The organism is Glutamicibacter protophormiae (assembly GCF_014647495.1).
GTDB lineage: Bacteria > Actinomycetota > Actinomycetes > Actinomycetales > Micrococcaceae > Glutamicibacter > Glutamicibacter protophormiae.
The window spans coordinates 169580-196205 of the sequence record NZ_BMPH01000004.1; the positions used below are offsets into that span (position 1 = coordinate 169580).

The 26626-nt window shown below is 62.4% G+C and carries 16 protein-coding genes; 3 read left to right on the plus strand and 13 right to left on the minus strand.

Annotation, left to right across the window (positions count from 1 at the left end):
* Positions 1-116: 116 nt before the first annotated feature.
* The 10 genes from IEY43_RS06955 to IEY43_RS18500 form a co-directional block, all read right to left on the minus strand.
* A complete protein-coding gene (locus IEY43_RS06955) occupies positions 117-1691 on the minus strand; it encodes a lipopolysaccharide biosynthesis protein (protein WP_188947882.1) in 1575 nt (524 codons plus the stop codon).
* Positions 1684-2964, minus strand: a complete 1281-nt coding sequence (locus IEY43_RS06960) for an O-antigen ligase family protein (protein WP_188947883.1) — start codon at positions 2962-2964, stop codon at positions 1684-1686. Before IEY43_RS06960 ends, IEY43_RS06955 begins: the two co-directional genes overlap by 8 nt.
* On the minus strand, positions 2961-3920 hold the full coding sequence (locus IEY43_RS06965; protein ID WP_188947884.1) for a glycosyltransferase family 2 protein: 960 nt from the start codon (positions 3918-3920) through the stop codon (positions 2961-2963). The genes IEY43_RS06960 and IEY43_RS06965 overlap by 4 nt, the downstream gene beginning before the upstream one ends.
* Positions 3917-4645: a CDP-alcohol phosphatidyltransferase family protein gene (locus IEY43_RS06970; RefSeq protein WP_188947885.1), complete on the minus strand. Its 729-nt coding sequence runs from the start codon at positions 4643-4645 to the stop codon at positions 3917-3919. Before IEY43_RS06970 ends, IEY43_RS06965 begins: the two co-directional genes overlap by 4 nt.
* A 104-nt stretch (positions 4646-4749) precedes the next feature.
* Positions 4750-8103, minus strand: coding sequence for a fibrinogen-like YCDxxxxGGGW domain-containing protein (locus IEY43_RS06975; protein WP_188947886.1), 3354 nt, complete (start codon positions 8101-8103; stop codon positions 4750-4752).
* Between the two features lie 116 nt (positions 8104-8219).
* Positions 8220-8990: a hypothetical protein gene (locus tag IEY43_RS06980; protein ID WP_188947887.1), complete on the minus strand. Its 771-nt coding sequence runs from the start codon at positions 8988-8990 to the stop codon at positions 8220-8222.
* Entirely contained in the window at positions 8987-9679 is a 693-nt protein-coding gene (locus tag IEY43_RS06985; RefSeq protein WP_188947888.1) for a hypothetical protein, read from the minus strand. Before IEY43_RS06985 ends, IEY43_RS06980 begins: the two co-directional genes overlap by 4 nt.
* Positions 9676-10125, minus strand: a complete 450-nt coding sequence (gene pssD / locus IEY43_RS06990) for a PssD/Cps14F family polysaccharide biosynthesis glycosyltransferase (protein WP_188947889.1) — start codon at positions 10123-10125, stop codon at positions 9676-9678. Before pssD ends, IEY43_RS06985 begins: the two co-directional genes overlap by 4 nt.
* 42 nt (positions 10126-10167) lie before the next feature.
* On the minus strand, positions 10168-11454 hold the full coding sequence (locus IEY43_RS06995; RefSeq protein ID WP_188947890.1) for a YveK family protein: 1287 nt from the start codon (positions 11452-11454) through the stop codon (positions 10168-10170).
* Positions 11455-12355: 901 nt separating this feature from the next.
* A complete protein-coding gene (locus IEY43_RS18500; protein WP_188947955.1) occupies positions 12356-12823 on the minus strand; it encodes an FAD synthase family protein in 468 nt (155 codons plus the stop codon).
* A 1069-nt stretch (positions 12824-13892) separates the two neighbouring features.
* Between IEY43_RS18500 and IEY43_RS07005 the strand changes: the two genes are divergently transcribed.
* Positions 13893-19679 carry a DUF4082 domain-containing protein gene (locus IEY43_RS07005; RefSeq protein ID WP_188947891.1) on the plus strand — a complete coding sequence of 1929 codons (5787 nt, stop codon included), beginning with the start codon at positions 13893-13895 and terminating at the stop codon, positions 19677-19679.
* A 130-nt stretch (positions 19680-19809) separates the two neighbouring features.
* On the opposite strand, the gene IEY43_RS07010 is transcribed toward IEY43_RS07005, so the two are convergent.
* The 3 genes from IEY43_RS07010 to IEY43_RS07020 are packed head-to-tail and all read right to left on the minus strand — an operon-like array spanning position 19810 to position 22783.
* The gene (locus IEY43_RS07010; RefSeq protein ID WP_188947892.1) at positions 19810-20841 is read right to left on the minus strand and encodes a TolB-like translocation protein; all 1032 of its coding nucleotides are present in this window, start codon (positions 20839-20841) and stop codon (positions 19810-19812) included.
* The gene (locus IEY43_RS07015) at positions 20838-22145 is read right to left on the minus strand and encodes an MFS transporter (protein ID WP_188947893.1); all 1308 of its coding nucleotides are present in this window, start codon (positions 22143-22145) and stop codon (positions 20838-20840) included. Before IEY43_RS07015 ends, IEY43_RS07010 begins: the two co-directional genes overlap by 4 nt.
* Before the next feature lie 5 nt (positions 22146-22150).
* Positions 22151-22783: a hypothetical protein gene (locus tag IEY43_RS07020; RefSeq protein WP_188947894.1), complete on the minus strand. Its 633-nt coding sequence runs from the start codon at positions 22781-22783 to the stop codon at positions 22151-22153.
* Positions 22784-23157: 374 nt separating this feature from the next.
* Between IEY43_RS07020 and IEY43_RS07025 the strand changes: the two genes are divergently transcribed.
* Both IEY43_RS07025 and IEY43_RS07030 read left to right on the plus strand, forming a co-directional pair.
* On the plus strand, positions 23158-23745 hold the full coding sequence (locus tag IEY43_RS07025) for an acyltransferase (protein WP_188947895.1): 588 nt from the start codon (positions 23158-23160) through the stop codon (positions 23743-23745).
* A 98-nt stretch (positions 23746-23843) separates the two neighbouring features.
* Complete coding sequence (locus tag IEY43_RS07030) at positions 23844-26528, plus strand: WecB/TagA/CpsF family glycosyltransferase (protein WP_188947896.1); 2685 nt, start codon at positions 23844-23846, stop codon at positions 26526-26528.
* Positions 26529-26626: the final 98 nt, after the last annotated feature.

Consider the following 26626-nt stretch of genomic DNA (forward strand, 5'->3'; position numbering starts at 1 on the left):
TCATGGACCTGCTAGCAAGCCTGAATTCTCGGTGCGGCCGTTGAGTTCAAAGGCGCACAGGCCTTGGCCGCCGGGAGCCTGGTTTCCGGCCATTTCCACGAGGTTCACAGCTTTGCTCACCGACCGTGCTCGTCCAGCGGGTACTTGCGCCTGCCCAGCGTCTTGGCAATCTGCTGGACGAGGGGCTCCAGCCCAAACCTCCTGCTGAGCCTGACGGATACCCAGCAATAGATTGGCAAGGCTACTGCAAGGTGGAGCGCCGCGACGAGCAGACTCGGTTCGAGGAGAAAACGCCAGAGCATTCCGCCTCCTCCGAAGATCAGCAGACTGATGGCAGCCAGTGGCAGGAGCTCGCGAAGCGGGACACTGCAGCGCATGCTGCGCGCAACCTGGAGCGTCGCCAGGGCACTGTCAACGAGCACCGCGAGCGACCACGCGGTGATGGCCCCCAGAAGGCCCCACAACGGTACCAGCCACAGGTTGAACAGCACGGCGACCGCCAAGGCACAGAACTTGTTGCCCAATTGCCATCGGCTTTTGCCCCCCATGAGCAGCATGCTTTGAACGCCCCCAGCCGAGACGACCAGCATCATCACCAAGCTGATGATGGCCAAGGGCACTGCGCCGGCGGTGAATCCGGCTCCAAACAATGACAGGACGCCTTCTGAGAAGATCGCCAGCGTGAGGTAGAAAGGCCAGGCGCACCAGACCAATAGTTTCGCGGTGTCGCCGAAGAGGCGCTTGGCCTCCGTTTGGTTCCCTACGGCTAAGCACGCACTGAGCATCGGACCTGTCACCAGTCGCGCCGTGTGCTCCAGCATCACACCGAGCCGGACGCACCGGTTCACCGCACCGTAGATGCCCGCCGCCGCGGGGCCGAGAAAAATCGCGACAGCGATGACATCAATCCACTCAAGCAGCGTCTCAACCAGAGCGCTTGCTCCCCGTGCGGAGGAGAAACTCCAGAATTTTCCCGCCGAGAGCTCCGCATGCGGCAATGGCGTGCCGACAGTTGCCGTCCTGCCGCTGCCGGGGGTGAAGCCGGCGATAGCCCGCCATGTTGCCGCAACGGCCAACGCGGCTGCCAACAGCACGGGAACCACCCACGAAGTAGCAAGCTGCAGCAGGCTTCCGCCCAGGAGAATCGCCAGGGCCACGGTGCACAACCGCGTTGCCGGAAGCAGAATATTCTGAATGGCGCTGAAGCCGGCTACACGCCCCATTCCCCGCATGGCGCCGAACCCGAGATTCATGACCGTAGCGGGAAGAAGCATGACCGCCATGATACGGATGACCTCGGTGAGCCCGTGGACACCCCACAAGTTCTCCAGCGCGTCTGCCACCACCCAGAGCGTCAGACCTGCCAAGGCGGCGAAAATCAGAACCGGCACCCCGGCGATGGCCACCGTGCGCCGCAAGTCCCGGGGGGTGCCCAGGACCTTAATCGCGGCCAGGGAACGCACCAGCCCGGTATCTGCCCCGAAGGTGACAAACACGGTGGCGATGGAGAAAAATGCCATGATCTGGAAGAACAGGCCTGCTCCCTTTTCCCCGACCTGATTGCCCACATAGAGCGTGGTTCCGAAGGCGAGGACAGCACCGCACAGGACGCTGGAAAAGGTCAGTATCGTCGTGCGGGCTGTCCCCGGCGCCTTGGATGCGGCGTTGCCGGCCAGCACCCGCTCACCCATGGTTACCCACGTACCTTTGCCGCAGCAGCACCGTCAGGAGAATCGCCAGCACGCACAATTGCAAGACCGATAACCCGTAGAACGGGATCAAGGACAGGCCGCCCAGAATCGCAGCGTGCAGCCACACATCGGCCACCGATGACTGCCGCCAGGTCCGGAGCAATCCCCCGGCGAAAAAGTAGAGGAACAGCGCCAGTCCCACGAAGCCATAGCAGAACATCAGCGTCCACAGGAAGCCCTGGGAGCCCAGCGACACCCCGATGGTGGGATCGATGCGCGGACTACCATGCCCTAGAACCGGGGCTTCAAGGCTCTGTTCCCAGGTTTTCACGTACAGCGCCATACGACCGCCGGTTGAATCGCTGTACTCCTGACGCCCGAGAATCTCACTAACGGCTCCGCTCGCAACCAGCCCCACCCCAAGTAGTGCCGCGCCACCGAAAAATGCCGCGGCCATCTTCCAGTGCCCAAGGCCCAGAAGCCGGCACAGGGCGTACACCACCGCGATCGCCAGGCCGACAAGCATTCCGCGATTGCTCGTCGCAACGGCGGGAATGAACGACAGCGCCAGCAGCACTCCGAGCAGTACGAAAGACCTCCAGCGGCGTAGGGTGGCCATCCGCGAAAGGACCACTGGCACGAGCATGGCGAAGGCTGCGCCCCAGCTGTTGGCATAGGGAAACGGCGCGGCCGGACGGTAGAAGGGCTCCGGGGCACCCCACGGCCGCTGGACCTCCGCCAGCGGCGGGGCCACGAGATTGCGGACCAGTTCATTGGTGGTCACCGCTTCGGGAAGCACGGCTCCCAAAACGGTTTTCACCCTGACTTCGGGGATCAGCAAGGCCACGAAGCCCAGGGCGACAATCGCGATCCACACGATCACCAGATAGTTGACGATTCGCTCCTTGGGCAGCGAAAACCCCGCGTTCGCCACATAGAGCATGCTCACGCCAGCCAGGATCAGGTCCATGGCGCGCATTCCGAAACCGATAAGATCCCCGGTGCCGTGCACATTCACCACTGCTGCGGCGACCCAGATGAGGAACAGGAACCAGGGAGCCATACCCGGCAGGAAGTTGACTCTTTTCGAATTCAAGAGATAAAAAACCATCACCGTGGCCAGCACCGGCGGCAGCAGTGGGATCGCGCCCAGGAACCACCACACCGGAAAACCGACCAGCAGCGCGGCGATCGGCCAGCGCGGCAGTTCCCGGGTGCCTACGCCCCCGATGGCCGCGGTCGGGCCGGTGGTGTACAGCCGATACGGTGTCAAATGCCTCGTCCCGCCTTCTGCATTTGCCGCACAAGCCATCCAGCATCAACCAGGCCGGTTGAGACCACCAAGGCGGCGTAGGCCCGCAGCTGTTTCCAATCGCTGCGCAGGGAACGCCGGGCCCAGCTGCGAGCCAGCTTCCGCTGGCCCAGCGCAGCCTGGGCGAACGCCACCTGCCCGGCGATCCGTGCGGTGCCTTGGGCGCTGCCCTCGAACTCCGGGAACTTGGCGAGAATATAGCTCAATCCCGCAGCGATGTTCTCCCAGCGGCCCGCGAAAAAGGACGGCCTGTCCCAGAGGACTGACACCAGGGGCTCCTGGGTAGAGTGGACATCCCCGAAGCGGGTTGCGCGGATCAACAGGTCGTAGTCCTCGCCGTAGCCCGCGGGAAGCTGCTCATCGACCAGGCCGATGCGGCCAATGAGGTCCGCGCGCCGGTAGAGCATCGTGGAAGGATGTACGGCCGTCACCCGGGAGCGCAGGAAATTGTCGAAGGACACCTGCGCCGGCGGGGTGCGGACAATATTGGAGCCGTCGGTGCGGATATCAATTGCGCTGGCAATGGCCACTGCCTGGGGAGCTTGTTCCCACGTCGACATCTGCCGTACCAGCTTCTCCCGATGCCAGTCATCGTCATCGTCGCAGAACCCGATCACGTCCCCTCCGGCAGCGAGGATGCCCGTGTTCCGTCCCCCGGCAAGACCCGGCGTCCGCGCATTCGGGATCGTCGACAGCCTCCGGCCTGGCGGAACCTCAATGTCCGTGAGCGGGTCTACGGCGATCTTGTCGAAAACGACAACAACTTCGATGGCTCCTTCATAGGACTGGTCGAGTATTGACCTGACTGCCTTGCGCAGCAGTTCGGGGCGCCCGCAGGTGGTAATGACCGCGCTGACGCTGGCAAGAGTTTCCTGTTGTCCCCGTGCTGTGCTGGTGTCTTCGTGGAGTTGGTTCATTTTCCCAGGCCCTTCAACTGTGCGTACTTCCGGCGTGCGGAGATTCCGGCAAAAACTGCTGCGAAGCCAAACAGGATCACGTAGCTGGCAAGGAACAGCGTCTGGCTCCCCCACAGTACGAATACCCAGCACATGACCCCTGTGTCGACCGGAAGAATCAGAATCGACCAGAGGATGCCCTTCTGCCCTGGGTCGCCTGCATCGCCTGCGCCTGCGGAGGATTCCGTGCGGGCCGTGTGGTAGCGGCTCAGCTGCTCGGCCAGGATTTGGCTGGTGAAATGCCCCACGGACAGCAGGGCGAAGGCCAGGGGCAAGTACTTCAGGGGCGATTCGATCCCAAATGACAGCTGGAATCCGAAGAATACGGCGACATGCAGCGCCGGGGTGCGGACGGCGTCGACGACATGATCCAGCCATTCGCCGGCGGGGCTGCCCGTTCCGGTGATCCTGGCCACCTGTCCGTCGGCGGAATCCATGACGTACCCGAGCGCCAAAAGCGCTGCCGCGGCAAGCCCGCTTCCCCAGCTGGCTGGAACCACCACGAGCAGCAGCAACCCGATGGTGCTGGCGCAGGCGCTGACCAGCGTGACCGCGTTCGGGCCCAGCCCCATCGAAACGGCTGCGGCCGCAGAAACGCGCGCGGCCCGACGGTTGACCCACCGCGAATACGCGGGAACACCGTCACCCGGTTTTTGCGCATGATCCAGCTCGTTCAAGACCTGCATGAATGTTGGACGGACTCCCGCAGGTGTCCGCGCCTCTGTTGTTCTCACTGCTCCCCCAAAAAGTTTGTGCTCGCTCGGCGCTGCCCCATGCAGGCGCCGTTCCCCTATTGATCCAGCAGCCCCAGCTTCTCCAGATCCTTCTTCATCACGTTCTGCGCTTGCGCTCCGCTCACCAGCTCGGCTTCGAGTTCGAAGCTCGAATCCGGCGTCGCCCGCCAATTCGAATGGACTTCCGCGGCGATGACGTTCGCTCCCGCTCTGAGGGCGCTGGCGGGAAGCGTCACCTCAAGCGGCGCGTTGTGCGCTGCGCTGGTCCGCGGCGCTGCCGTCGCATAGGTCAGGTAGGTCAGCCCCGAGGTCGGCAAATTCTTCCGCGCCACCTCGACACCATTGACATAGACCGCTATCCCGTCATCCGATCGGGTTGTGATTTGCAGTTCCTGCACCCCCGCCAGGGACTTCACAGTGAAACCATGGCGGAAGTAGCTGGTCAATGGCTTGGTTCCGGCCGCGGCCAGTTCGGTTTGGATCTGCGTGCTGCCCCAGCCCAACGGGGCCTTGCCCTGCGCCCATCCAGCGTCGTCGATTCCAACTGCCGCCCAGTTCGCTGCGGGAGCAGAATTCTCAAACCTGTACTTCCACGTGGCTCCGGATGCGACGGCCATGGCCGGTTCGTTAACCACCGGAGAAGCTGGCGGGTCGGGCTGCGTGCCCAGGTTTCCCGTCAGTTTCAGGTCGAAGGACGAATTCGGAGTACTCCGGTAATTGGAGTGGACTTCGACGCTCACGACGTTGTTCCCATCATGCACGGCCCAGCCTGGAACCGTGACTTTCACGGGATTCGCTTGCGCGGCACTCGTGCTCGGCGCCGTGGTCGCATAGGAGTTGTACGAGATGTTGCCGGATCCCATATTGGCGCGGGCCACCTCAACTCCGTTGAGGTACACCACCATGCCGTCATCGGCGATCGTCTCGAATTCCAAACTGGAGACTTTGCTGGCATCGGCGACGTTGAACGATTTCCGCAGATGGTAGGACAGCGGTTTCGTGCCCGGTGCGGCCAGCGTGGTGCCGAGGTTCGCCGAGCCCCAGCCCAGCGGGGCCTTGCCCGTGCTCCACGACGCATCGTTAAACCCCGTAGTGGCCCATTGTGCCGGCGGCGCGCTGTTCTCAAATCGGAACTTCCAGTTCTCCGCCGAAGCGATGTACTGGATCGAACCGGCAGGGACGGTATCCGTGCTTGCGCGGAACACCTTCGAGGAAGCCGAGCGGTTTCCCGCGGCGTCCGTTGCGCGGACGAAATAGCGGGCCCCGTCGACATGCTCGACTTGGAGGCTCGTGCTTGTCGTTGTGGCAATCGTCCTGTCGCCGCGCAGCACCTGATAGCTGGCCGGCGATCCGCTGGACGCCGTCCACGACAGCGTATCGGTGCTCCCGTTGCTCACGGCCTTGGCCCCGCCCGGTGTCCCCGGGGCGGTCGAATCATTCAGCGCGAACCGGGCGAACCCGCCGGACCATTGGCCTGAACCGTTGGTGCGTACTGAAGAAACGAGATCTCCACCGCTCCAGAGCACTCCGCGGCTGTCCACGAAGTTGCCCCAGATGCCGTAGCCGCCACGACCCTTGATCACCGGGTTGAACTGCGGCAGGTAGTGTCCGGTGGTTGCGTCCCAAATGCCCACGAGATTGATCTTGTCGGCAATGCTCCAGCTGGGTCCGGGCCCCGGCCACACGGTTCCACCCGTGTAGTTCCAGTTTCCGCAGTGGCAACCCGCGTAGATCAGGCCGTTTTGGCCGGTGACATCCTGGAAGTCACCACCGGCCCGGGTGATGTTGGTGGACAGCCGTTCGAAAGTCGATGGATTGAAGCTGAACAAGCTGTGCTCGGATCCTCCGAGCCATACACGGCCGCCCTCCTCGGCAATTCCGAACTGGAAGTGCGCCGGAGCACTCGGCGTCCAGTTCCAGGTATCCACCCCCGCTCCGGATGCCGTACGGATGGCAGCCGCCGCATCGGTGGGCACGCCGTTGGACGAGGTGAAGTATCCCGAGGCGTAGAGCCGGTTGCCGTCCTTAGAAGGAGCCACGTCCAGAACCGTCCCGTTGAAGGCCGGGTTCCAGTTGCGGTCGGCCGTACCGTCTGCCACGGAGACTCGCGCGGCAGATCGTGCGTAGACCGCACTGGTATTGGTCCCGCCGGTCAAATGGGTGAATGCTCCGCCAATATAGAGCCATTGGCCGTGCACGCCCAGAGACCTGACGGACACGGAGCCACCGGTGATCCGGTTTTCCATCCCTACCTTCCACGACGTGGAGGAAGCCCCGGTCGTCGCGTTCAAAGCGACGATGCCCACCGTTGGTTGGCCGTTGGCCTGCGTGAATTCCCCGCCGGCCACCAGCAAACCGTTGGGCAGTGCCGTGAGTTCCTTGACCTGGCCGTTGAGCTTCGGCTTGAATCCCGGCAGGAACTCTCCGGTCGTCACGTCGAAGGCAGCGATATACGACTGCTCTACGCGCCCGGTGCCGCCTGAGTCCTTTTGCACGTACCTGAAATTGCCCCCGACGAACACGGTGTTTCCAATTTGGGCAAAGGTCTGGGCCTCGGTCCGCAGCTCGCCGCTACCTGAGGCCAGGCCATTCACGCCCCAAACAGTCGGCATGGCTCCGGTCGATTGCATGGATCGCTGCTCGTACTTCGGCGTTCCGCCATCGGGAATCGTACCGAAGTCCAAATCTGCCTGCAGCAGCTTCGGTCGAAGGTACATCTGGGTGAACGGCCGCGCGTTGCCCACGCCGGCGGAGGCCGACCAGAGATAGCTGTTGCTCGCGCTCGTGCCGGAAATGGACGAGCCGAAAGCCCATCCCTGGGTCCAGCCCTGCGTCTGCGCTTCGTTCGTGTCCACCCTGGAGGTGCCTTGGCCGGAGCCGAAGGATGCGGTGGTGCCGCCATTGCCCGTTTGGTCGTCGAACTTGTAGCTGGTAATGGGGGTCTGGGAGGAGAATGCCCACGTCCAGCGTTCTCGCTTGCTGGTTTGGAATCGGGCTTCCTGCCATTGGGATCCGTCAACGTCCAAGGCCCGACGCAGCCGGATTCCATCGCTGAGCGTCTGGGCCGATTTCCCGTTGAGCAGCTCGTCGATGGTGCTCGAAGCTAGCTGCTTGGGCGCGAACGCTCCTTGGCCTGTGACGGTGGAACGTACCTGGGCGGCTGTTCCAAGCCCTTCGTAAGTTTCCTTCCAGCCCTGGCGGCCTCGACCGATCAGCACCCACCCGCCGCCGTCCGTTTCCTGGTCGCAGTAAAATTGCTGCGGAGCTGCCATAGCTGGGGTCTGCAACCAGTAAATACCAGACGCGGACGAAGGGTCGATCTTCTTGGCTTCCCAGCAGGATGCCGCCGCGTTAAGTTCGCTCGACCCATCGAATGTTGGCTGGCCGGCAGCTTCTGCCGGGTGGCTCATCGCGCTCAGGCTCGACACGACAAGGGCAACAATGGCTGCGGCGCAAAGAGGGAGGCTCGCGCTTCCCCGTCGGGCAAATCTAGATGCACGTTTCATGGTCTCTACCGAACCTAAAATCAACAGTTGGGATCTTCAGGGAAAATATGGTTGACCACCAGAAGCTGGCCTTCGTGCTCCTGGAGATCATAGATATTCAGCGCGGTCCGTGTTCCGGGCTTCGCCGTAGGCGTGACAACGAACCCGTCCGATTCCGTGACCTGGATGCCGCTGGAGTCGATGCACAAGTACACTCGATGAGTCACGACATCATCGATAGTCAGATCCTCGACCTTCGGCTCACCGACAATCAAGATCTCACCTGTTTGCTTCCAATTGCTGGCGGCATACTCCATGTATTGGGCCTCGAGTTCACCCAGCGCAGCGCCTTTGGCAACACCGGTGTAGTCGGGCGGTGATCCGATGGCCGTCTCCGGGCTCAACAACTTCTTTCCGAAATTCGGAGATGTCATATTCTCGGACTTGCCGATGAACCCGTTAGTGACCGCTTGTTCAGCGGCATCGCTCTTGCGGGACTTCTGCGGCCAGGTTTTTGGCGGCTTGACGTCCGTGGCGATCACACGGGCCGACGTCGGGTCGTCCGACGCTGGAGGCACGACCTCGTTTCCGGTTGACGGACCTGTTTCGGGCGCTCTGGAAGGCTTCGTTGCGGCCGCCTCCGGAGAAGCAGTTTCCCTTGCACCGGGAATTGCCGATACGGCTCCAGCAGCATCCGATGATGGCTCGGTTTGGGAGGATTGCGACTGCTGCGGGACGCAGCCTGCTAAGCCGGCCAGTAGCATGGCAACCACGAGGGCCCGCGAGAACTGAATACGCTGAACCTTCTTCATGGCTGTTGCAGGCCTCGGTTATCAATCGAAGTTCGCACAAACTTCCCCACCGGATTCGTGGCTCGCGAGCCGCGTCCCTCATTTGCCTTTGAACTTCGTGAACGCATCATCGACCAGGCTTTTTTCAGCATTTGCGGATTCCGTGGATCATTGATTAGCTTTTCGATTTCCGCCTCGAGAAACGCCGTGGCGTTTGTCGGATCACTGATTCTCGGGGCTTTACGGAAGCAATCCGGATTCTCCAACGCGGCGTCCAAGGACCAGCGCAGTTGATCCTCCGAATGGATGGCGACCACTTCCCCGTGGCGTTCCATGGTTTCGGTAAATGCGATTTGGTGCCCGTCGACGACTTCTTGGTTTTCCGGCCATCGCGGCACGGCGATAGGCAGAGCACCAACCTCCCGGGCGTCCAGAATGGACCCGGGGCCGCCTTGCACGACAACCACTTTTGCCCCCGCGTACAGGTCCAGCAATTCGTCGCGAGACATGCGGCTAACCCCCAGCGCATTTCTCGGGGCTCGGCTGGCGCCGTACTGCACTAGGCAGGTCGGACGATCCTCCTGGCTGCCCAGCCAATCATCGACCCAATCGATGAGCCGATTAAACAAGTGAAGATCTGTTCCCACGGAAACCACGATCTCGGGCTGGACCCCATCGAGCGTTTCCTGAAGAAGTGTCAAAGCAGTCATAACAAATGTCCAATGTTCACAGCATCAGGATAAAATCGCTTCTGTTCATCCCACTGCACGCAGAACAGGTCGCTGATCGGATAGCAGATAGTTCCGCTCATCGTCGGCAGAGTTATTCGGTCAAAGCACTCGATGTAGACCGTCCTGATCTTCATGATTTTGCAGACGATGAAGAACGGGACGCTGACCCCGGCACCATTGGAAATCACAACGTCCGGACGGATTCGACGCAGCGTAGGCCATGCCAGCCAAAAGTTCCTAATGGCGTTCAAGGCATTTCTGGACGTCGGAAAATAGGCCCACGAAATCCTCTCGCCGCTCAAGGACGAGGTCACCTCGGACTGATTAAATGTCACCCAATCACGTTCATGCTTGCCCCACCACGACTTCAATGACAGTAGCTGAGCCAGGTGACCACCCGGTGATGTCACTAGTAGAATTTTCATCTGCTCCCCCTTTGCAGAATTTTTGCCGAAAGATTCCGACGCCTAAATGACGCCAGCGCTCTCCTCGACCTTTATTTCCCTAGAATCTCGATTAGGCGACCCTTCACTGTGGCCTTTCGGCTTTTCAATGAAAACTAGGCAAATCGCTCCTTGGCTCATCCCGCCTAGGAACGCCACACGACGGCTTATCGCCGTGATCGGTGTCGTCTCATCGACCAACAGGATTATTGAGTCCAAAAATCTGTCGCTCAAAAAAGCCACTCGGGAGTCTGCAACCTCAGTCGGAATTCCAATAAGCACGGTATCCATGCCGGCCCATGCACTTCGCGCGGCTGAGTCCGGCCAACCACGATCAAGTTCCTCTGGCGAGATAGCAGCCAGAGACATGCTGTAGCTGTGTTGCTCCCGTGCTTTCAATCCCTGATAGAGGAGCGAACGGATTCTTGCTTCCGGGGTTCGGCCAAGACCCAGCAGCCCAATGGCCTTGGGGTACCGTGTCCCGGGCTCCCCCGTTCCTATCTGCGACCTGACGATCCACCGCATCCCTTCACGGTCTGCGGGGTTACGCAAGGCGAGTACCTCCAAACCAGTCAATTCGGCCAGGCGAGTCGCGTTTCCTACGGTTTTGCTTAAACGGTCCCGGACGACGGCAGCGATCAGTCCCAGGACCAGGCCTCCGGCGAGCCCTGCAACAGCGTACAGAAGCAAACCCGCATACGATCCAGCATCAGCCGGGTCTGCGAAACCGATGATACGGCCCGGATTCTCTGCTACAAGGGAGAGGTCGTTACGTTGATTGACGAGGTCAGCGAGTGCCAGCTCGTAGGATGAACCGTTTTTTCCGGTCTGGCTCAGAGTCTCAATGCGCTTGTCGATTGCCTTGATGTACGTATCCGCGACCTGCGCGGCACCCTCGGCACGGAATTCCAGATAGGCCGCTGCCAAAGCGTTGGCTTTATCCGCTGCACGCTGAGGATTCGCATCAACGACGGTCACGGTAAGAACCTGGGAGCCCTGCGGTGCCTCGATCCTTGCGTTTTCGCTCAGCGAAGCCGCGCTGGCTTCCTCTCCTAGGTCTTCTGCTGCCCTCCGCGCCACTTCGCTAGAGCCCAAGATGGCACGTTCGGTCGTAATGTTAATTTGCTGGCTCGCCGTCGCCGATGAAAACGGATTCGTAGTTAGCGGGTTAACAGTCAGAACTGTTTTGGCCGAATAGCTTGTTCCGTTGACGACGCCAAAGCCCAAAGCAACGATGACGGTAAGTACCAGTACCGTACATACCGTCTTCCATCTAAATACGATGCGCCCCCAAATTTCCGAAAGCAGCACGGGCTGCCTGTTTACCTGCACAGTGTCCCCCAAATAACACGATGACCTGCTCAAGCTAAGTAAAATAGCCGCATGCGCACCATACGATTTCCCAGTTGCCCTCAAGCATATGTCCATCAGGCGTAGCAAGCACGGGCATGGAGATACCCGTTTAACACTTGTGTGACTAGAATCTCTACGCACTAATACTCGAAAAACGTTGATCGCATGATATTCAGATTGATTGAGCCCCACGCCAGCCCAAGATTGCGAACATCGTCATAGGTGTTCGGCTGATATCGGTCTTTTCGGACAAAAGATCTGGTAGGCGTGGCATCCATCGCCGTTCTCCCCAGCGGCGGAGACTAAAAAGGAAGTCATTGCAAAACGATTGCCCGCTGCCGCGCACCCGATTTCATTGGAATCTCAGGTCCCAGCTCGACTGCCATCATGCGCGGCTCATGTCTTCCATCTCGGCAGCAGTAGCCGGAGGTGCCAAACAGATGGCCATAACCTCTGCCCGGACCACATTTCCCCGGTTGGAGCAGGTAAGCAGAGCTTGGCCGCACCGAAAATGACGCTCTCGAAATCACGCGTGCGGGACATCGACCCGAAAAGTTCGCGGCCTACAGATTTTCGTCCACGCGATATCATGCACGCACCAAGTAACGATGCGTCAATGGCCCCTCAGGCAGATGAGCATTTTTGGGGACGCCCTGCACGTCGCTCACAATTTTCACCGCCACTGCCACAGCGGCCAAGGCGGTAGGAGCCGCCGTGAACCACGAACGAGTTGGAAGGCAAGAGGCGAATTAGCTAACCGACCCATCCAGCAAAGAAGTACCAATTATTCGCCCCGCAAGGCCAATTTCATCATGCCAAATCGAAGTCGATGGCTGGAAGGCCCAATCGACCCCGCTGGCTACTGACCTCGAGCTATCCGTTCAAAGTTATCCAGGGCCATCCGGAGCTTAGTTGATGATGTGTGCAAGGTATACGGCAAGTACTCGATGTCGACACCAACTTTGCCGAAACGTTCTTCAAGATCCTGGCCCTTCGCTGTGCCTCGCCAGTCATCGCCCTTGAAGAAAACATTAAATTTCAGGATTTTCCACGTTTCTAGCTTGTCAGGTAAATCTTCAAGTATTGCTTCATCGACGAATTCAATACTTTGGACGATAGCTAAACGCTCGTCCTCCGGAATGAAAGGTTCGATGCCCTTATTTGCTCTCAGCATTTCATCTGACACGACTCCAGCGATCAGATAGTCGCAACGTTGTCTCGCTTGCCTGAGAATGTTGAGATGACCGATGTGGAACAAGTCGTAGGCCCCAGCTGCATAGCCAACAAGCAAGGAGCGAGGCCGCCGGCCTTCCACATGCGATTCCATCGCCGGTGGAACGGCCATTCGATTGTGTTGACGCTTTTCAGTTAGAGGTCCGGAACCCGGAGCAATTTCTTCCCTCTCGGCCCTCGACACATTATTCGGAATCTCTTGTCGCGGCGTATCCTCCGGCAAAACCAAGCCGTGAGGGTTGCCCCACGAATACCCGTCGTCTAGCTTCATGAGCGTGCGTCCAATTCCCCCGATGTAACGCTTGGCCGGATTTGGCCACAGTATCCACTCCCTACGATAGGATTCATATGCAATATTGCCACCCCTTCCGCGTACTTGATTTTGGCTTTTTTCCAAGTGTTTGGGGTTTCCCTCTACTCGGTTCGCTACTTGAATAGCCTTTGGGCCGGATGACGTATGCCCCGACGGCCGAGCCAGGTTCGCAAGGGTGCGCAGAATTCGCACTTACTCGGTGAGGACCACCCCGCATTTTGATACCACGCTCGTTTTCCTGGCGGCAGTTTTGGCTGGGCGCCAACGCAGTCGGCAACATGGTGGGCAAGTCCGAGACCTGGTCCTTGGAACCGAGATCCAGGGAACGCAGTTCCGCACCATAGCGCCCATTGAATCAGCTCCATTCGCCCGTGAGCCGAGTTCGATCAAGTGCAATTCTTATAGGGTCGCCTTGGAATGCAATGGCCCGGAAACAGGCGGCGCTAATGCCCGCTGGCAAAAGAACTTCTTCTCATCGTGTCGCCTACAACTAAGTAAGAATTATTTTGATGCCCTCGCGGGCCGACGGAACTTCATGGATGGTGCAAGATGCCACCGGCCAGCCGAAGGCGCCCAAACGCTGGTGCTTCCCATCTTTTCCTCATCGGGACAGGCCCTGCTCCGACTGAATTCTCTGCGATGTGACTTGTAAGAATGCTCAACCCTGCACCGCCATTGGGAACACAGTGACGCAAATTGCACACTCGGATATTTCCTGATTTTACGGAACCCATACTTTAAAGATTGTGTTTCGCCGTATGCTGGGCATGCCCCGGAGAGATGTTCTTTCGGCGGCATCCACGCTCGCGCGTCGGGAGACGCATCATTGGGGGATGAAATGGGCTTCGTCATGGGGATGACACGCCGCTTTATAACGACATTCAGCCGCACCGCGAAGATTTCCGCGGCGGCTTTCTCTGCTACGGTACTGGTCGCCGTCGGCTTGCCAGCGGTTCCTGCAGCTGCGGTGACACCAGGCTGCGGGCCTGAGGCCAACGCGATCGTCTGCGAGAATTCGAAACTGGGGACGTCCTTCGAAGAATGGGACATCGACGGTGCCGGGGACGATTCCATCCAGGGGTTCGCCACCGACATTAGCGTCAACGTAGGCCAACGTGTCGACTTCAAGATCGATACGGACGCGAACGCCTACTCCATCGACATCTACCGCACCGGCTGGTACCAGGGGCTGGGCGCCCGCAAGATCACCTCCGTCCAGCCCAGCGCCCAGCTGCCGCAGCGCCAGCCCGAATGCCTCAGCGACGTCACCACGGAACTGATCGACTGCGGGACCTGGGCGGTCTCCGCCTCGTGGAATGTTCCGGCGGACGCCGTCTCCGGCGTCTACCTGGCCAAGCTCACCCGCAAGGACACCGGCGGATCCAGCCACATCACCTTCATCGTGCGCAACGAGGCCAGCACCTCGGACGTACTGGTCCAGACCTCCGACCCCACCTGGCACGCCTACAACCTGTACGGCGGCTCCGATTTCTACTCGGGCGCCGACAACGGCCGGGCCTTCAAGCTCAGCTACAACCGGCCTTTCGCCACCCGCGCAGGTTTGGAAGCCCGCGATTTCTACTTCGGTGCCGAATATCCGCTGGTGCGCTTCCTCGAGCGCAACGGCTACGACGTCAGTTATTTCTCCGGCGTGGACACGGACCGGCACGGCGAGCTGCTGAAGAACCACAAGGTCTTCGTCTCCGTAGGACACGACGAATACTGGTCGGGAGCGCAGCGAAAGAACGTCGAGGAGGCCAGGGATGCCGGCGTCAACCTGCAGTTCCTGACCGGCAACGAGGTGTACTGGCGCACCCGTTACGAGAAATCGCCCACGGACCAGAAGGACTACCGCACCTTGGTCACCTACAAGGAAACCTGGGGCAATAACAAGATCGACCCGTCCGAAGAATGGACCGGAACCTGGCGGGACCCTCGTTTCGCCTCCACCGCCAACGGCGGCGGACTTCCGGAAAACGGATTGACCGGCACTGCCTACGTGGTCAACAGCGGCGACTTGCCCGTGACGGTCAACGCGGAGGAAGGCAAGATGCGCCTGTGGCGCGATACGCCGTTGAATGCCCAGAGCCCGGGGGCCAAAACCGAGCTGGCTCCGCATACCGTGGGCTACGAATCGAATGAAGATCTGCCCAACGGCTTCCGCCCACCGGGTTTGATCCACCTGTCGACCACCACCGGTTCGGTTCCCGAATACCTGCAGGACTTCGGCAACACCGTGGCCGCCGGCAGCACCACGCACCACACAACCATGTATCGTGCGGCCAGCGGGGCGCTGGTCTTCTCCACCGGGTCCGTGCAGTGGACCTGGGGCTTGGACCAGTGGCATGACGGAGACGGCGCGCCGGCCGACGCCCGCATGCAGCAGGCCCAGGTGAACCTACTGGCGGACATGGATTCGATGCCGACCACGCTGATGAGCGGGCTGGTTATGCCCACCGCGGCCAAGGACACCACCGCGCCCACAGTCAACGTGACCACCGCACCCACGGGCTCGGTGCGCAACGGCGAGAAAATCACCGTCAAGGGCACCGCCAGCGACCCCGGGGGCCGTGTCGCCGCGGTCGAGTATTCATTCGACGGCGGAACGACCTGGAAGGCCGCCCAGGGAACGGCCAACTGGAGCTTCACCGCAGTCCAGGAAGGCAGCGGCGACGAGCAGCTGCTGGTGCGTGCGGTGGACGACTCAGCGAACTACCCGCAACAGGGCACTGCGGTGCCGCTGCAGATCACCGGACCCTACAGCGTGTTCGGCGAGCGCGTGCCGGCCACCGCTGACGCCGGCGACTCGGCGGCGGTGGAACTGGGTCTGCGCTTCACCGCTCAGACCGACGGGTACGTGACCGGCGTGCGCTTCTACAAGTCCAAGGCCAACACCGGCACGCATACCGGAACGCTGTGGACGCTGAACGGCACCGAGCTGGCCACCGTGACGTTCTCCAACGAATCGGCCGAAGGCTGGCAGACCGCAAGTTTTGCCAAGCCTGTCGAAGCCCGTGCCGGGGACGAGTTCGTGGTTTCCTACCACGCGCCGAACGGCCACTATTCGGCCGTCACCCAGGACTTCGCCTACCGCGGAGCCGAGGCGAACCCGATCAGCGCCGCCGGCGGCTTCGGCGCTCCGGCCGCGGGATTGTTCGTCAGCGGCGCAGGGTTCCCCACCCGTGACTGGGACCGGGCGAACTACTTCGTCGACGCGGTCTTCGAAACCGGGGAGTCCATCAGCCTCAGCGCCTACGGACACTCCCCCATAGACACCGCACGCAGCGTGCCGACCACCACGCCCATCGGGGCGACCCTGTCCAAGAAGGTCGATCCCGGGTCGGTCCAGATCACGCTGAAAGACGCCTCCGATACCGCAGTCCAGGGTGCCACCTCCTATGACGCGGCCACACGCAAAGCGGTCTTCACCCCGCAAGCCGAACTGGCCAAGGGCACCACCTACACGGCACAGATCAGCGCCACGGATACCACCGGCAACCCGGTGAGCGGCGGCGGAACCTGGAGCTTCACCACGGTGCTCGCCACGCCGGCGGATCCGAACGACTGCCCGTGCGGCCTGTACCCGGATGCGCAGGTTCCCGCCGTGCCGTCGGTCAACGACGGCCGGCCGGTTACCCTGGGCACCCGCTTCTCCGCCGTCGAAGACGGGCAGCTGCTGGGACTGGAGTTCTACCGCAGCCCGGGCGAAACCGGAGCGCACACCGGCTGGCTGTACTCCGCCACCGGCCAGCAGCTCGCCGAGGCCACCTTCCCGGATGATTCGGCCGTCGGCTGGCAGTACGCCGCCTTCGACACCCCGGTGACCATCTCCGCGAACACCGAGTACGTGGCGGCCTACCGCAGCAACGGCATCTACCCGGTCTCCCCCGGCGCCCTAGGCAGCCCGACGCAGGTCGGCCCGCTGCGCACCAGTGCTTCGGCCGGGCACTACACCTATAGCGACCAGTTCCCGGACTCGATGGTCTCCAGCAGCTATCTGGTAGACGTCCGCTTCCAGCCGCAGGGCAAGCCCGTCAGCCTCGGCGAGCGATCCCCTGCCAGCAGCGTCTTCGATGCCCCGGTGGACTCGCAGATCTCTGCCACCTTCAGCCAGCCGCTGGAAGCCGGAGCCCAGCTGGAAGTCAGCACAGGTGGCAACGCCATCGCCGGAACCACCGCGGTCTCGGAAGACGCCAGGAAACTGACCTTCACCCCCGGCGCCCCCTTGCCCGAGGCCAGCGTTATCACCGTCGCGCCGAAGAACATCTCCGGCACGGACACCGGTGCGGCACAGATCCCGGCGTGGACCTTCCGCACCGCGGGAGGCGGCGAGCAGCTGCGCACCTTCCTGGGCAGCCAGGAACCGGCCAATCTCGATCCATCGGATTCTTCCGCGGCCGAGCTCGGCATCAGGCTGACCAGCAGCCAGGACATCGAAATCCAGGCGCTGCGCTACTACCAGGGCCCGCTGGGATACGGCGAGCACACCGGAAGCATCTGGGACGCGCAGGGCAACCTCCTGGGCACCGCCAGCTTCCCCGCGACCACCGCACAGGGCTGGCAGACCGCGTTCCTGAGCACCCCGGTCACCCTGGCCGCGGGGGCCGAGTTCGCCGTCTCCTATCAGGCCCCGAAGGGCGGGTATGTCTTCACGGGCGCTGACTTCGCCAACGGAAAGACCGACGGTGTCCTGTCGCTGACGGGCGCCAACGGCATCTACAGCTATGGCGCCGGGAGCATGCCCGGCAGTTCCTGGAACAACAGCAACTACTTCGCAGACCTGGTCTACCGAAGCCTCTCCGGCTCCGGGCAGCCCACCGAAACGCCATCGCCGAGCAGTTCGGCACCGAGCGACCTGAAGGTCACCTCCCGCAGTCCCGAAGCGCAGGCTTCGGCGGTCCAGACCTCGTCTGCGGTGAGCGCGACATTCAACCGACCGGTGGCCGAGGGGTCGAGCCTGTCCCTGAAGCTGGAAGGCACGGCCGTGGACGGTTCCTCGGCGCTGAACGCCGAACGGACCACGCTGACCTTCACCCCGCAGGCGCCGCTGCAGGCGGACACCGTCTACACCGTGGATTTCTCCATCAGCGGGGAGCCGGAAGGCTTCGCCAACCCGTCCTCCTATTCATTCAGGACCCAGGCGATGCCCGAGGATCCCGCGAACTGCCCGTGCGGGCTGTTCAACAACACCGAGACACCCACCGTCGCGGCGATTGCCGACGGTACCCCGGTCACCCTTGGCACCCGGTTCTCCTCGGATGTCGAAGGAAAGCTGACAGGGCTTGAGTTCTACCGGAGCATCGGAGAAACCGGAACGCATACCGGCACGCTGTACTCGACCTCGGGCGAGGTGCTGGCAACGGTCCAATTCCCGGACACCAACGTCTCCGGCTGGCAGTACGCCGCCTTCGAGACACCGGTGCAGATCCAGCCGAACAACGACTACGTGGCCGCCTACCGCAGCAACGGAACCTACCCGGCCACGCCGGGCAAGTTCGCCGCGACCGCGCAGACCGGGCATCTGAAGACCGGTGTCGGCGCCGGCCACTACAGCTACGGCACGGGGTACCCGGCGTCCACGGTCACCACCAGCTACCTGGTGGACGTGAGGTTCGTCCCGAAGGCTCCGCCGGTCACCGTCACCGAACGCAACCCTGAAGCCGGAGCCTCGAACGTCGCCTTGGACAGCACGCTGAGCGCAACCTTCAGCCAGGCGCTGGAGAGCGGTGCCACGCTGAAGGTCACCGGGCCGGACGGCGAGATCCCGGGGACCTCGCAGCTGGGCCAGCAGGGCACTACGATGACGTTCACGCCGGCCTCCGCCCTGCCGGAGAGCAGCGTGCTGACCATCACGCCGCAGAACATCCGCGGCGTGGAATCCGGCGCGGCCGCCATCGCGCCGTGGACCGTCCACACCGCCGGAGCCGATCTCCAGCTGGATTCCTTCCTGGGAGACCAGGTTCCGCAGACCCTGGATCCGCAGGACACCGGCGAGGTCGAGCTGGGCATGCATCTGGCGGCATCCGCCGACCTGACGGTCCACGCGATCCGCTACTACCGCGGCAGCACCGGCTCCGGGGCCTCCAGCGGAAGCCTGTGGGATACCCAGGGCAACCTGCTGGCCACCACGACCTTCGGGCCGGCCACGACTCCGGGCTGGTATACCGCGTACCTGAGCACTCCGGTGGCGATCAGCAACGGTGAGCAGTTCACGGTGTCCTACCACGCGCCCAACGGCGGGTACGTCGTCACTGGTGCGGACTTCGCCAACGGCAAGGACAACGCAGCGCTGAGCCTGTCGGGCAGCAACGGGTTGTTCGCCTACGGCCCCGGAAGCCGGCCTTCGAATTCCTGGAACAACAGCAACTACTTCGTGGACCTGCTGTATTCGGTCAATCAGGCGCCAGCAGCCCGGCAAGCACCGGACGAGCCCTCCTCGGTGGAGCAGGCCTCCGACGGGCCTGCCGAATCCACGGTTCCGGCGGCACCGCAGAACACCGGGGATCCGGAGCCGGCGCAGCCATCCCCGACGGCCACGCCCACCGCGGACGGCGGCGAAACACCTACGCCGACGCCGGACGACACGGACGGCGTTGTGCCGCAACCCTCCAGGCCGCCCGAGGCTTCGGAGCAGTAGGGGGAAGGGCAGCATCCGCAGTTCGCGGGCGCTGTGGTCTCCGGACATCAACAGAAACAGTACAAGGCGTGGCCGGGGAGAGTATTCTCCCCGGCCACGCCTTGTCACGCCACGGCCCGGCACCGCCTCGCTAGTTGGCCGACCGCACGACCGATGGCGACCACGCATGTTCAATCAGCAGCTCGGGTTCCGCCTCGGCCCGGGCATCGATGACGTAGACGTCGCTGTCTCCCACTGCTCCGGGACGCGGAACCCCGAACAGCAGCCGGCCGTCGTCCAGCCATTCAAGCTGGTCGTCGAAGCCGTCGCGCAACCCGATGACAGTTTCCTTGCCGGTCTGCAGATCCAGCACCGCAATATCCCAATGCACCGCCGCGCCCGAACCGGTGCGCTTCTTGTACGCGACGCGGGTGCGGTCCGGCGATACCGAGGGGCATTCGGCGTTCCCGAGCACCGAGGCCAAGGTCCGCGTGGAGAAGCTCCCCTTCATCAGCCAGGTATTGCCGCCGGAGGCGACGGTCACGTAGAACTCGTCTTCGGAGACGAAGCTGACGCCCCAAACGTTGCGATCCACGGCAGTGAGCTCCTCGCCGTCAACCATCATGGTGAAGTCTTCAAGGTTTCCGTACCCGCTGCCGTCAGCCCTCGTCACCGTGGTCTCGGTGGAAAAGCTCCCGGCCGCGTAGGAATGCCCTGTCACGAATGACGTGGTTGCCACCAGGCCTCCGTCAGAAATACGGGTGCGGCTCGGGATGCCTGGAAGCGGCAGGGTTTCAACAAGGTTTCCGTCGGCATCAAGCACGTCGTTTTCGAAGGTCGTGGGAATCCCGCGGCGCGTCTTCATGCAGGACACCAGCCCCGCACGCTCGGCCACCCGGTCGCAGGGAATCTCGGTCACCGCGCGCTGGCCTGACGGCGCGTCCAGGGCGACGGCGGCCATGGACCCGTAGCCCTCTCCCATGGCGGTATTGCGGAAGACGATGCGGTCGCCTTCGGGCATGGTCGCACGCAACGCCGCCGCCGAGGCGCCGGTTGTACGTTCCTGGTAGCGCTGGAAGGCCTGCACGCTGTAGATCCCGGCCGCTCCGAGGACCAGCACCGCAATGGCAATTAGAACCAGCGTCCGCTGCCTTCCCAGGAACTTGGGCCCGGTATCGCTCATGAATTCTCCTCAATCGGCCGGGAGGCTTTTCCGAGCAAAAGATACCAAGCCAACGGGACCGCGAGCAAAAGCAAGGCCGCGACGCCGAGCAGGGCGAGGTTAGACCCGAACAGCACCCACAGCACGCCGAATCCCGTAGCGGACAACAAGCGGGCTACGGCCACAACCGTCTGCGCCGCCCCGATCCCCGTGGACACCGATCCCTCCGGCGAAAGCTGTCCAGCCAAGGCCGCCAGCACTCCGTCGGTCGCCGCGTAGAACAGCCCCAGAGCTGCGAGGGCGGAAACGATGAAGAACAGCGATCCTCCCCCGCTGGCGCACAGGTAGGCGACGGCTAGTGCTAGATGGCCCGCAACGAAAACTGCTGCCCGGGACGTCCGGTCTGCCAGCTTGCCCAAGGGGATCGCCAGCAGCAGGAACACCAGATTGGAGCCCACAAACAGCAGCGGGAACCAGAAGTAGTCCATCGTTCCGTGGGCCATGAGCGCCAGGTAGACGAAGCCGTCGCCGACCGTCAGCAGGCCGAGCAAGCCCGCGGCGCACAGCATCCTTCCCATCCGCCCGCGCGACAGCATCCGCAGCAACGGCTTGAATTTCAGCACCTGGATGCTCCGCTCCGGTTCCGCGGCCGCAGTGCGGGACTGCGCTGCAGGTACGGGCTTCGCCCCCAGCTTGCGATTGGGCACCACCAGAACGAGCACCGCGACGCCCAGAATCGCCACGGCCAGCGACAGCACGAAAACTGCACGGTATCCGTCAGGGACCAGCAGCAGGACGACGAAAGCCAGCATGGGGCCCGCGGTGGCGCCGATGGTGTCCAGCAGCCGGTGCAGGCCGAAGGAGCGAGCCAGGTGCTCGGGCTGGGACGCCTGTTGGATCATGGCATCGCGCGGCGCCGTGCGGATCCCCTTGCCCACGCGGTCCACCCCGATGATTGCGGCGATTCCGGCGAACCCCGTGGCGAACAGCAGTCCGATACGCGCCACCATGGACAGCCCATAGCCTGCGACTGCTACCGGTTTGGGCCGGCTGGTCTGGTCGGCGGCGTATCCGGCGGCGATGCGGACCAGCGCGCTGGCCGACTGGTTCAGGCCCTCGAAGAATCCATAGGCGATCATGGACAGCCCCAGCGCACCGGTGATGTACATGGGAAGGATGGCGGCGACGGATTCCGAGGAGATGTCCGTCAGCATGCTCACGATGCCCAGGGCGATCACCGTCGGCGAGGCCTTGAACGCCACTTTTGCGGCCCGGGAGGTGTTGGATGCCTTGTTGCTTCTCCAGTCCGAGAGGCTCAGGTACATTTTCCCTAGTCCTCCACGGTGAAGACGCCGGCAGCGTTGATTTCGGTCAATCCTGTGGGCAGCTGGTGCAGTGTCACCGTGGCGGTGTCCTGACCGAATCCTGCCTGTAGCCGGGTGCTCCCGTCAGCCTCGGAACTGGTGGTTGCCAGCCATTGGAGGTCCTTGAAATGCGACTCGTAGAACGCGAGGATTTCTTCCACGCCCTGCTTGCTGCGGCCCTGCACCCCCACCATGACCAGCGAGGACTGCTTCTCGACGGAAGACCATTCAATCGTCGTGGACGACGGCAGCGGCATGGCGTCCTTGGGGAATCCCTTGGTCAGCTTCCCCTCTGCGGCTCCGGGCTTCGGTGCCTTGGTCAACACCGGCTTGCGCGGTTCGCCGCTTGGCAGGGCGCCGGAGGATTTCTCAGGATCCTCAGGAACCTCAAGGCGTTCATCGGCCTGTGTTGGCTGCGGATTCCAGCTCGGGCGGGTCGCTTCGACGTTCTCCGAAGTGTCCGCTGGCTGGGAAGGCTTCGCGCCGCCGGACGATGGCTGCGTCGGCGATGTCTCGATGGGCGTATCGGCGCTGCCTGTCGGCGAATCGGTGCCCTTGGAAGCGCCCGCAACCGCGGTGCTCGACGGTGCTCCAGCCATTGATGGCGCCTCTGGTCGCCCCATCCAGTCCAGCGTCATAGCCACCGCAAAAAGAATTGCCGCCAAAGATAGAATTACGGCAATCAAAGACTTGAATTTCATTTTCTCCCCCATGGATATCCCGATCCCCCACGAATGCGGAATATCACCACCACAAGACTAGAACGCCATGGGCCCTGATGTCGCTTTTGGCTTCCAAGCGTGACACTCGATTACTACTTGCAAGTACGCTATTCCCACCTATTTGCCACGTAATTCAGCAATTCGCATTGAGAAAGTTGTGCGCTGAATCTATCCTCGGAGCTACGAGGTGCCCAACACCGCACTTGCTGGGCGCCCATGGCTAATACGGAGCCATACTTGGGGGAAATTACATGTCACATATTGAAAACACCGCTGATGTTTCCGCGGGGGCACGTATCGGTGCCGACGCACGCATCTGGCATTTGGCGCAGGTCCGCGAGGGGGCCGAGATCGGCGCTGGCTGCAACATCGGTCGAGGTGCCTACATCGGCCCTGACGTGATCTTGGGCAAGAATTGCAAAATCCAGAACTACGCTTTGGTCTATGAACCTGCGCGCCTTGAAGATGGCGTGTTCATCGGCCCCGCCGCCGTGCTCACCAACGACCTCTATCCGCGCGCCATCAATACCGACGGCTCGCTGAAAGACGGTTCGGACTGGCATGCAGTGGGCGTCACCCTGCACGAAGGAGCGTCCGTCGGCGCCCGCGCGGTTTGTGTTGCGCCTGTCGAAATCGGTGCCTGGGCCATGGTGGCCGCGGGCTCCGTCGTCAACAAGGACGTTCCTGCACATGCACTTGTGGCGGGAGTTCCTGCAAAGCAGATCGGCTGGGTCGGAAAATCAGGCCACCGCCTGGTCCTCGAAGGCGATGAGTGGGTCTGTCCCGCTACCGGCGAGCGCTATTCCGTCGCTGACGAACAGCTCGCCCCGGTCGGCTGAATCCGCCGCGCCTTTCATTCACCTACGTCGTACCAGTCCCTGCCGCCTGCAGCAAAGCCCTGCGGCCGCGCCCGGCTGGATTTTGCAAGGAGTCGCAAGTGTACTCAACTCATCAAAAAATCAGTCTCGGAGGCATCGTCGTCGACCTGATGGACCAGCCCGCTGCGGTCAAGCGGATCATCGATCATGCCTTGGCGCCAACGGATTCCGTGGGCCCGCTCTCGGTCGTGTCGGCGAACTTGGACCATATCGTGCAGTTCGGCAACGAAAGCCGGTGGCGCGGGGTGCTGGGCGATTCAACGCACAACACCAGGCCGTTGCGCCCCGGCAACGATCCGGTGCACGATGCCGCAGAGCGCGGCATGCACTGGTTGACGTTGCTTGACGGGGCGCCGTTGGTGGCCCAAGCCAACCAGATCACTAAGCAGACGTGGCCGCGCTTGGCCGGCAGCGATCTCATAGGGCCCATCCTCGATGCCGCCGAGCAGGAGAATCTCTCCGTCGGTTTCCTCGGAGGCCAGCCTCGGGTGCAGCGGCAGCTGGCCGCAACGCTGCCGGTGGACAGGCCACAGCTCAAGGTTTCGGGATTCTGGGCCCCGTCGCGGGACGACGTCGAGAATCCGCAGGCGTCCTTCGAGCTGGCCGAACAAATCCACGACTCGCAGACCGACATCCTGGTGGTGGGCCTGGGCAAGCCTCGCCAGGAGCTGTGGATGGCCAGCTATGGAGCCCTAACCGGGGCCAAGGTGCTTCTGGCCTTCGGCGCCGTGGTGGATTTCCTGGCCGGCGCAGTCAAGCGATCGCCTGCCTGGGTCAGCGACAACGGCCTGGAATGGGCATGGCGGCTGAGCCTTGAACCTCGTCGACTGGCGCAGCGCTATCTGGTCAACGATCCCCCGGGATTACTGCGGATCCGACGTGAGCGCGCCCATCTGACGGGACGCGTCGAACCTCGCAAGGTCGAAAACCTCCCGAAGGCGCTGGAGCGGTTGCAGACTTCGCCGGGTAGGTTCTGCTCCGCTTCGGAACACGCTGACGTGAGCATCCTGGCCGTCACCTACAACAATGAAGATTCGATTCAAGACCTGCTCGACAGCCTGCGCAACGAAGCGCAGAACATGCACCTTCGGGTGGTGGTTTCCGACAATGGGTCCCGCGATGCAACCCTTTCCATCCTTGAAGAACACGAAGATGTCCTCGTCTTGGAAAATCGGGCCAATCTCGGTTACGCAGGCGGTATCAACATGGCCCGCACGCTGATCGGCGACAGCGATGCCGTTTTGGTGCTCAACCCCGACCTGACGGTCTCCCCCGGAGCTATTTCAGCACTGACGGCACGCATGCGCCGGTCGGGGGCGGGAATTGTGGTGCCGAAACTTTTGGAGTCGGACGGGACAACCTACGTATCGCTGCGCCGCGAGCCGACCTTGATGCGTGCGCTGGGTGACGCGTTGTTTGGCGCCAAGCTTTCATCCAGGCCGGGATGGACCACCGAGATCGAGTTCGATTCGGAAAGCTACGCCTATCCGCACCAGATCGACTGGGCCACGGGTGCCGCGCTGCTCATCGACGCGAAGCTGGAGCGGCAGCTCGGCCCATGGGATGAGCAGTTCTTCTTGTACTCGGAGGAGACGGACTACTTCCAGCGTGCGCGTGCTGCGGGGGCGAAGATCTGGTACGAGCCAGCAGCGGTGATGACCCACCAGATGGGCGGGTCGGGAGCTTCCCTGGAGCTCAACGCACTCATGGCCGTCAACCGGGTGCGTTACGCCCGCAAGCACGGAACGCCGCGCCATGCGTCCGCATTCCATGCTCTTGTGGCCCTGCACCAAGCCGCGCGGCGCAACAAGCCGGCGCATCGGGGCCTTTTCGCACGGGTCGCCGACGAGAAATCCTGGCAGGCGTTACCCTCCGGGACGCAGACGGTCAATGGGGGTGCGTATTTCCCCCACGGTGCGGTGATCATCCCGGCGCACAATGAGGCCAGTGTCATTGCCCGCACATTGACCCCGTTGGCTCCGCTGGCGGCGGCAGGCACGATCGAGGTCATCGTTGCCTGCAACGGCTGCACCGACAACACTGCGGATATTGCCCGCAGTTTTGCCGGAGTGCGGGTGATTGAATCTCCCGTCCCGTCGAAGGTGGCGGCCCTGAATATGGCCGACGAATCCACCGATACCTTCCCCCGGCTGTATCTGGATGCCGATATCACGTTGACTGTGTCGGCCTTGCGCATGACCTTCGAACGGCTGAACCAGCCAGGTGCGTTGTCTGCCCGTCCCGCGTTCGAATACGACACCACCGGTGCATCGTGGGCGGTCCGTTCCTTTTACCGGGCGCGCCGCCGGCTGCCCTCGACCAACAGCGCGCTGTGGGGCGCCGGGGCGTACGCCATGAGCGCCTCGGGACGTGCCCGGTTCGAGCAGTTCCCGGAGCTCACCGGCGACGACCTGTTTGTGGATCTGCAGTTCGGGGCCGAGGAAAAGCAGATCGTACCAAGCATCCCGGTCAAGGTCGCGACCCCGCGCACGGTCCAGGCCTTGATGGGCATCCTGAAGCGCAACTATCGCGGGCAGGCTGAAATTGCTTCGGAGGCCCCAACCATGGCCACCACCTCCGGCACTATGCAGACAGCCCGAGAATTGGCGCGTTCCGTTGCGGGGCCGCGGTCGGCGCTTGATGCAACGGTCTATGCCCTTATGGTTGCCGCTGCCAGGCTAAAGAACCGGCAGGACCAGACCAAGGTTGTCACCTGGGAGCGGGACTTGACCAGCCGCAGTTGAGCGGGGCAAGCTTGGCGGCTGCGCATAGCTCCTCTGCTGAAAGGCACGTAGAACCCGGCGGCGTGTAGCGCGCCCAAGCGGCATGCGGGCCCTCGCCG

Coding starts and splice junctions, on each gene's coding strand:
- IEY43_RS07020 (WP_188947894.1), bottom strand. CDS start 22,783: ATGGCTGGAGCACCGTCGAGCACCGCGGTTGCGGGCGCTTCCAAGGGC.
- IEY43_RS06965 (WP_188947884.1), bottom strand. CDS start 3,920: ATGAACCAACTCCACGAAGACACCAGCACAGCACGGGGACAACAGGAA.
- IEY43_RS07005 (WP_188947891.1), top strand. CDS start 13,893: ATGGGGATGACACGCCGCTTTATAACGACATTCAGCCGCACCGCGAAG.
- IEY43_RS07015 (WP_188947893.1), bottom strand. CDS start 22,145: ATGTACCTGAGCCTCTCGGACTGGAGAAGCAACAAGGCATCCAACACC.
- IEY43_RS06975 (WP_188947886.1), bottom strand. CDS start 8,103: ATGAGCCACCCGGCAGAAGCTGCCGGCCAGCCAACATTCGATGGGTCG.
- IEY43_RS06980 (WP_188947887.1), bottom strand. CDS start 8,990: ATGAAGAAGGTTCAGCGTATTCAGTTCTCGCGGGCCCTCGTGGTTGCC.
- IEY43_RS07010 (WP_188947892.1), bottom strand. CDS start 20,841: ATGAGCGATACCGGGCCCAAGTTCCTGGGAAGGCAGCGGACGCTGGTT.
- IEY43_RS07025 (WP_188947895.1), top strand. CDS start 23,158: ATGTCACATATTGAAAACACCGCTGATGTTTCCGCGGGGGCACGTATC.
- IEY43_RS06985 (WP_188947888.1), bottom strand. CDS start 9,679: ATGACTGCTTTGACACTTCTTCAGGAAACGCTCGATGGGGTCCAGCCC.
- IEY43_RS06955 (WP_188947882.1), bottom strand. CDS start 1,691: ATGGGTGAGCGGGTGCTGGCCGGCAACGCCGCATCCAAGGCGCCGGGG.
- IEY43_RS18500 (WP_188947955.1), bottom strand. CDS start 12,823: ATGGAATCGCATGTGGAAGGCCGGCGGCCTCGCTCCTTGCTTGTTGGC.
- IEY43_RS06970 (WP_188947885.1), bottom strand. CDS start 4,645: ATGCAGGTCTTGAACGAGCTGGATCATGCGCAAAAACCGGGTGACGGT.
- pssD (WP_188947889.1), bottom strand. CDS start 10,125: ATGAAAATTCTACTAGTGACATCACCGGGTGGTCACCTGGCTCAGCTA.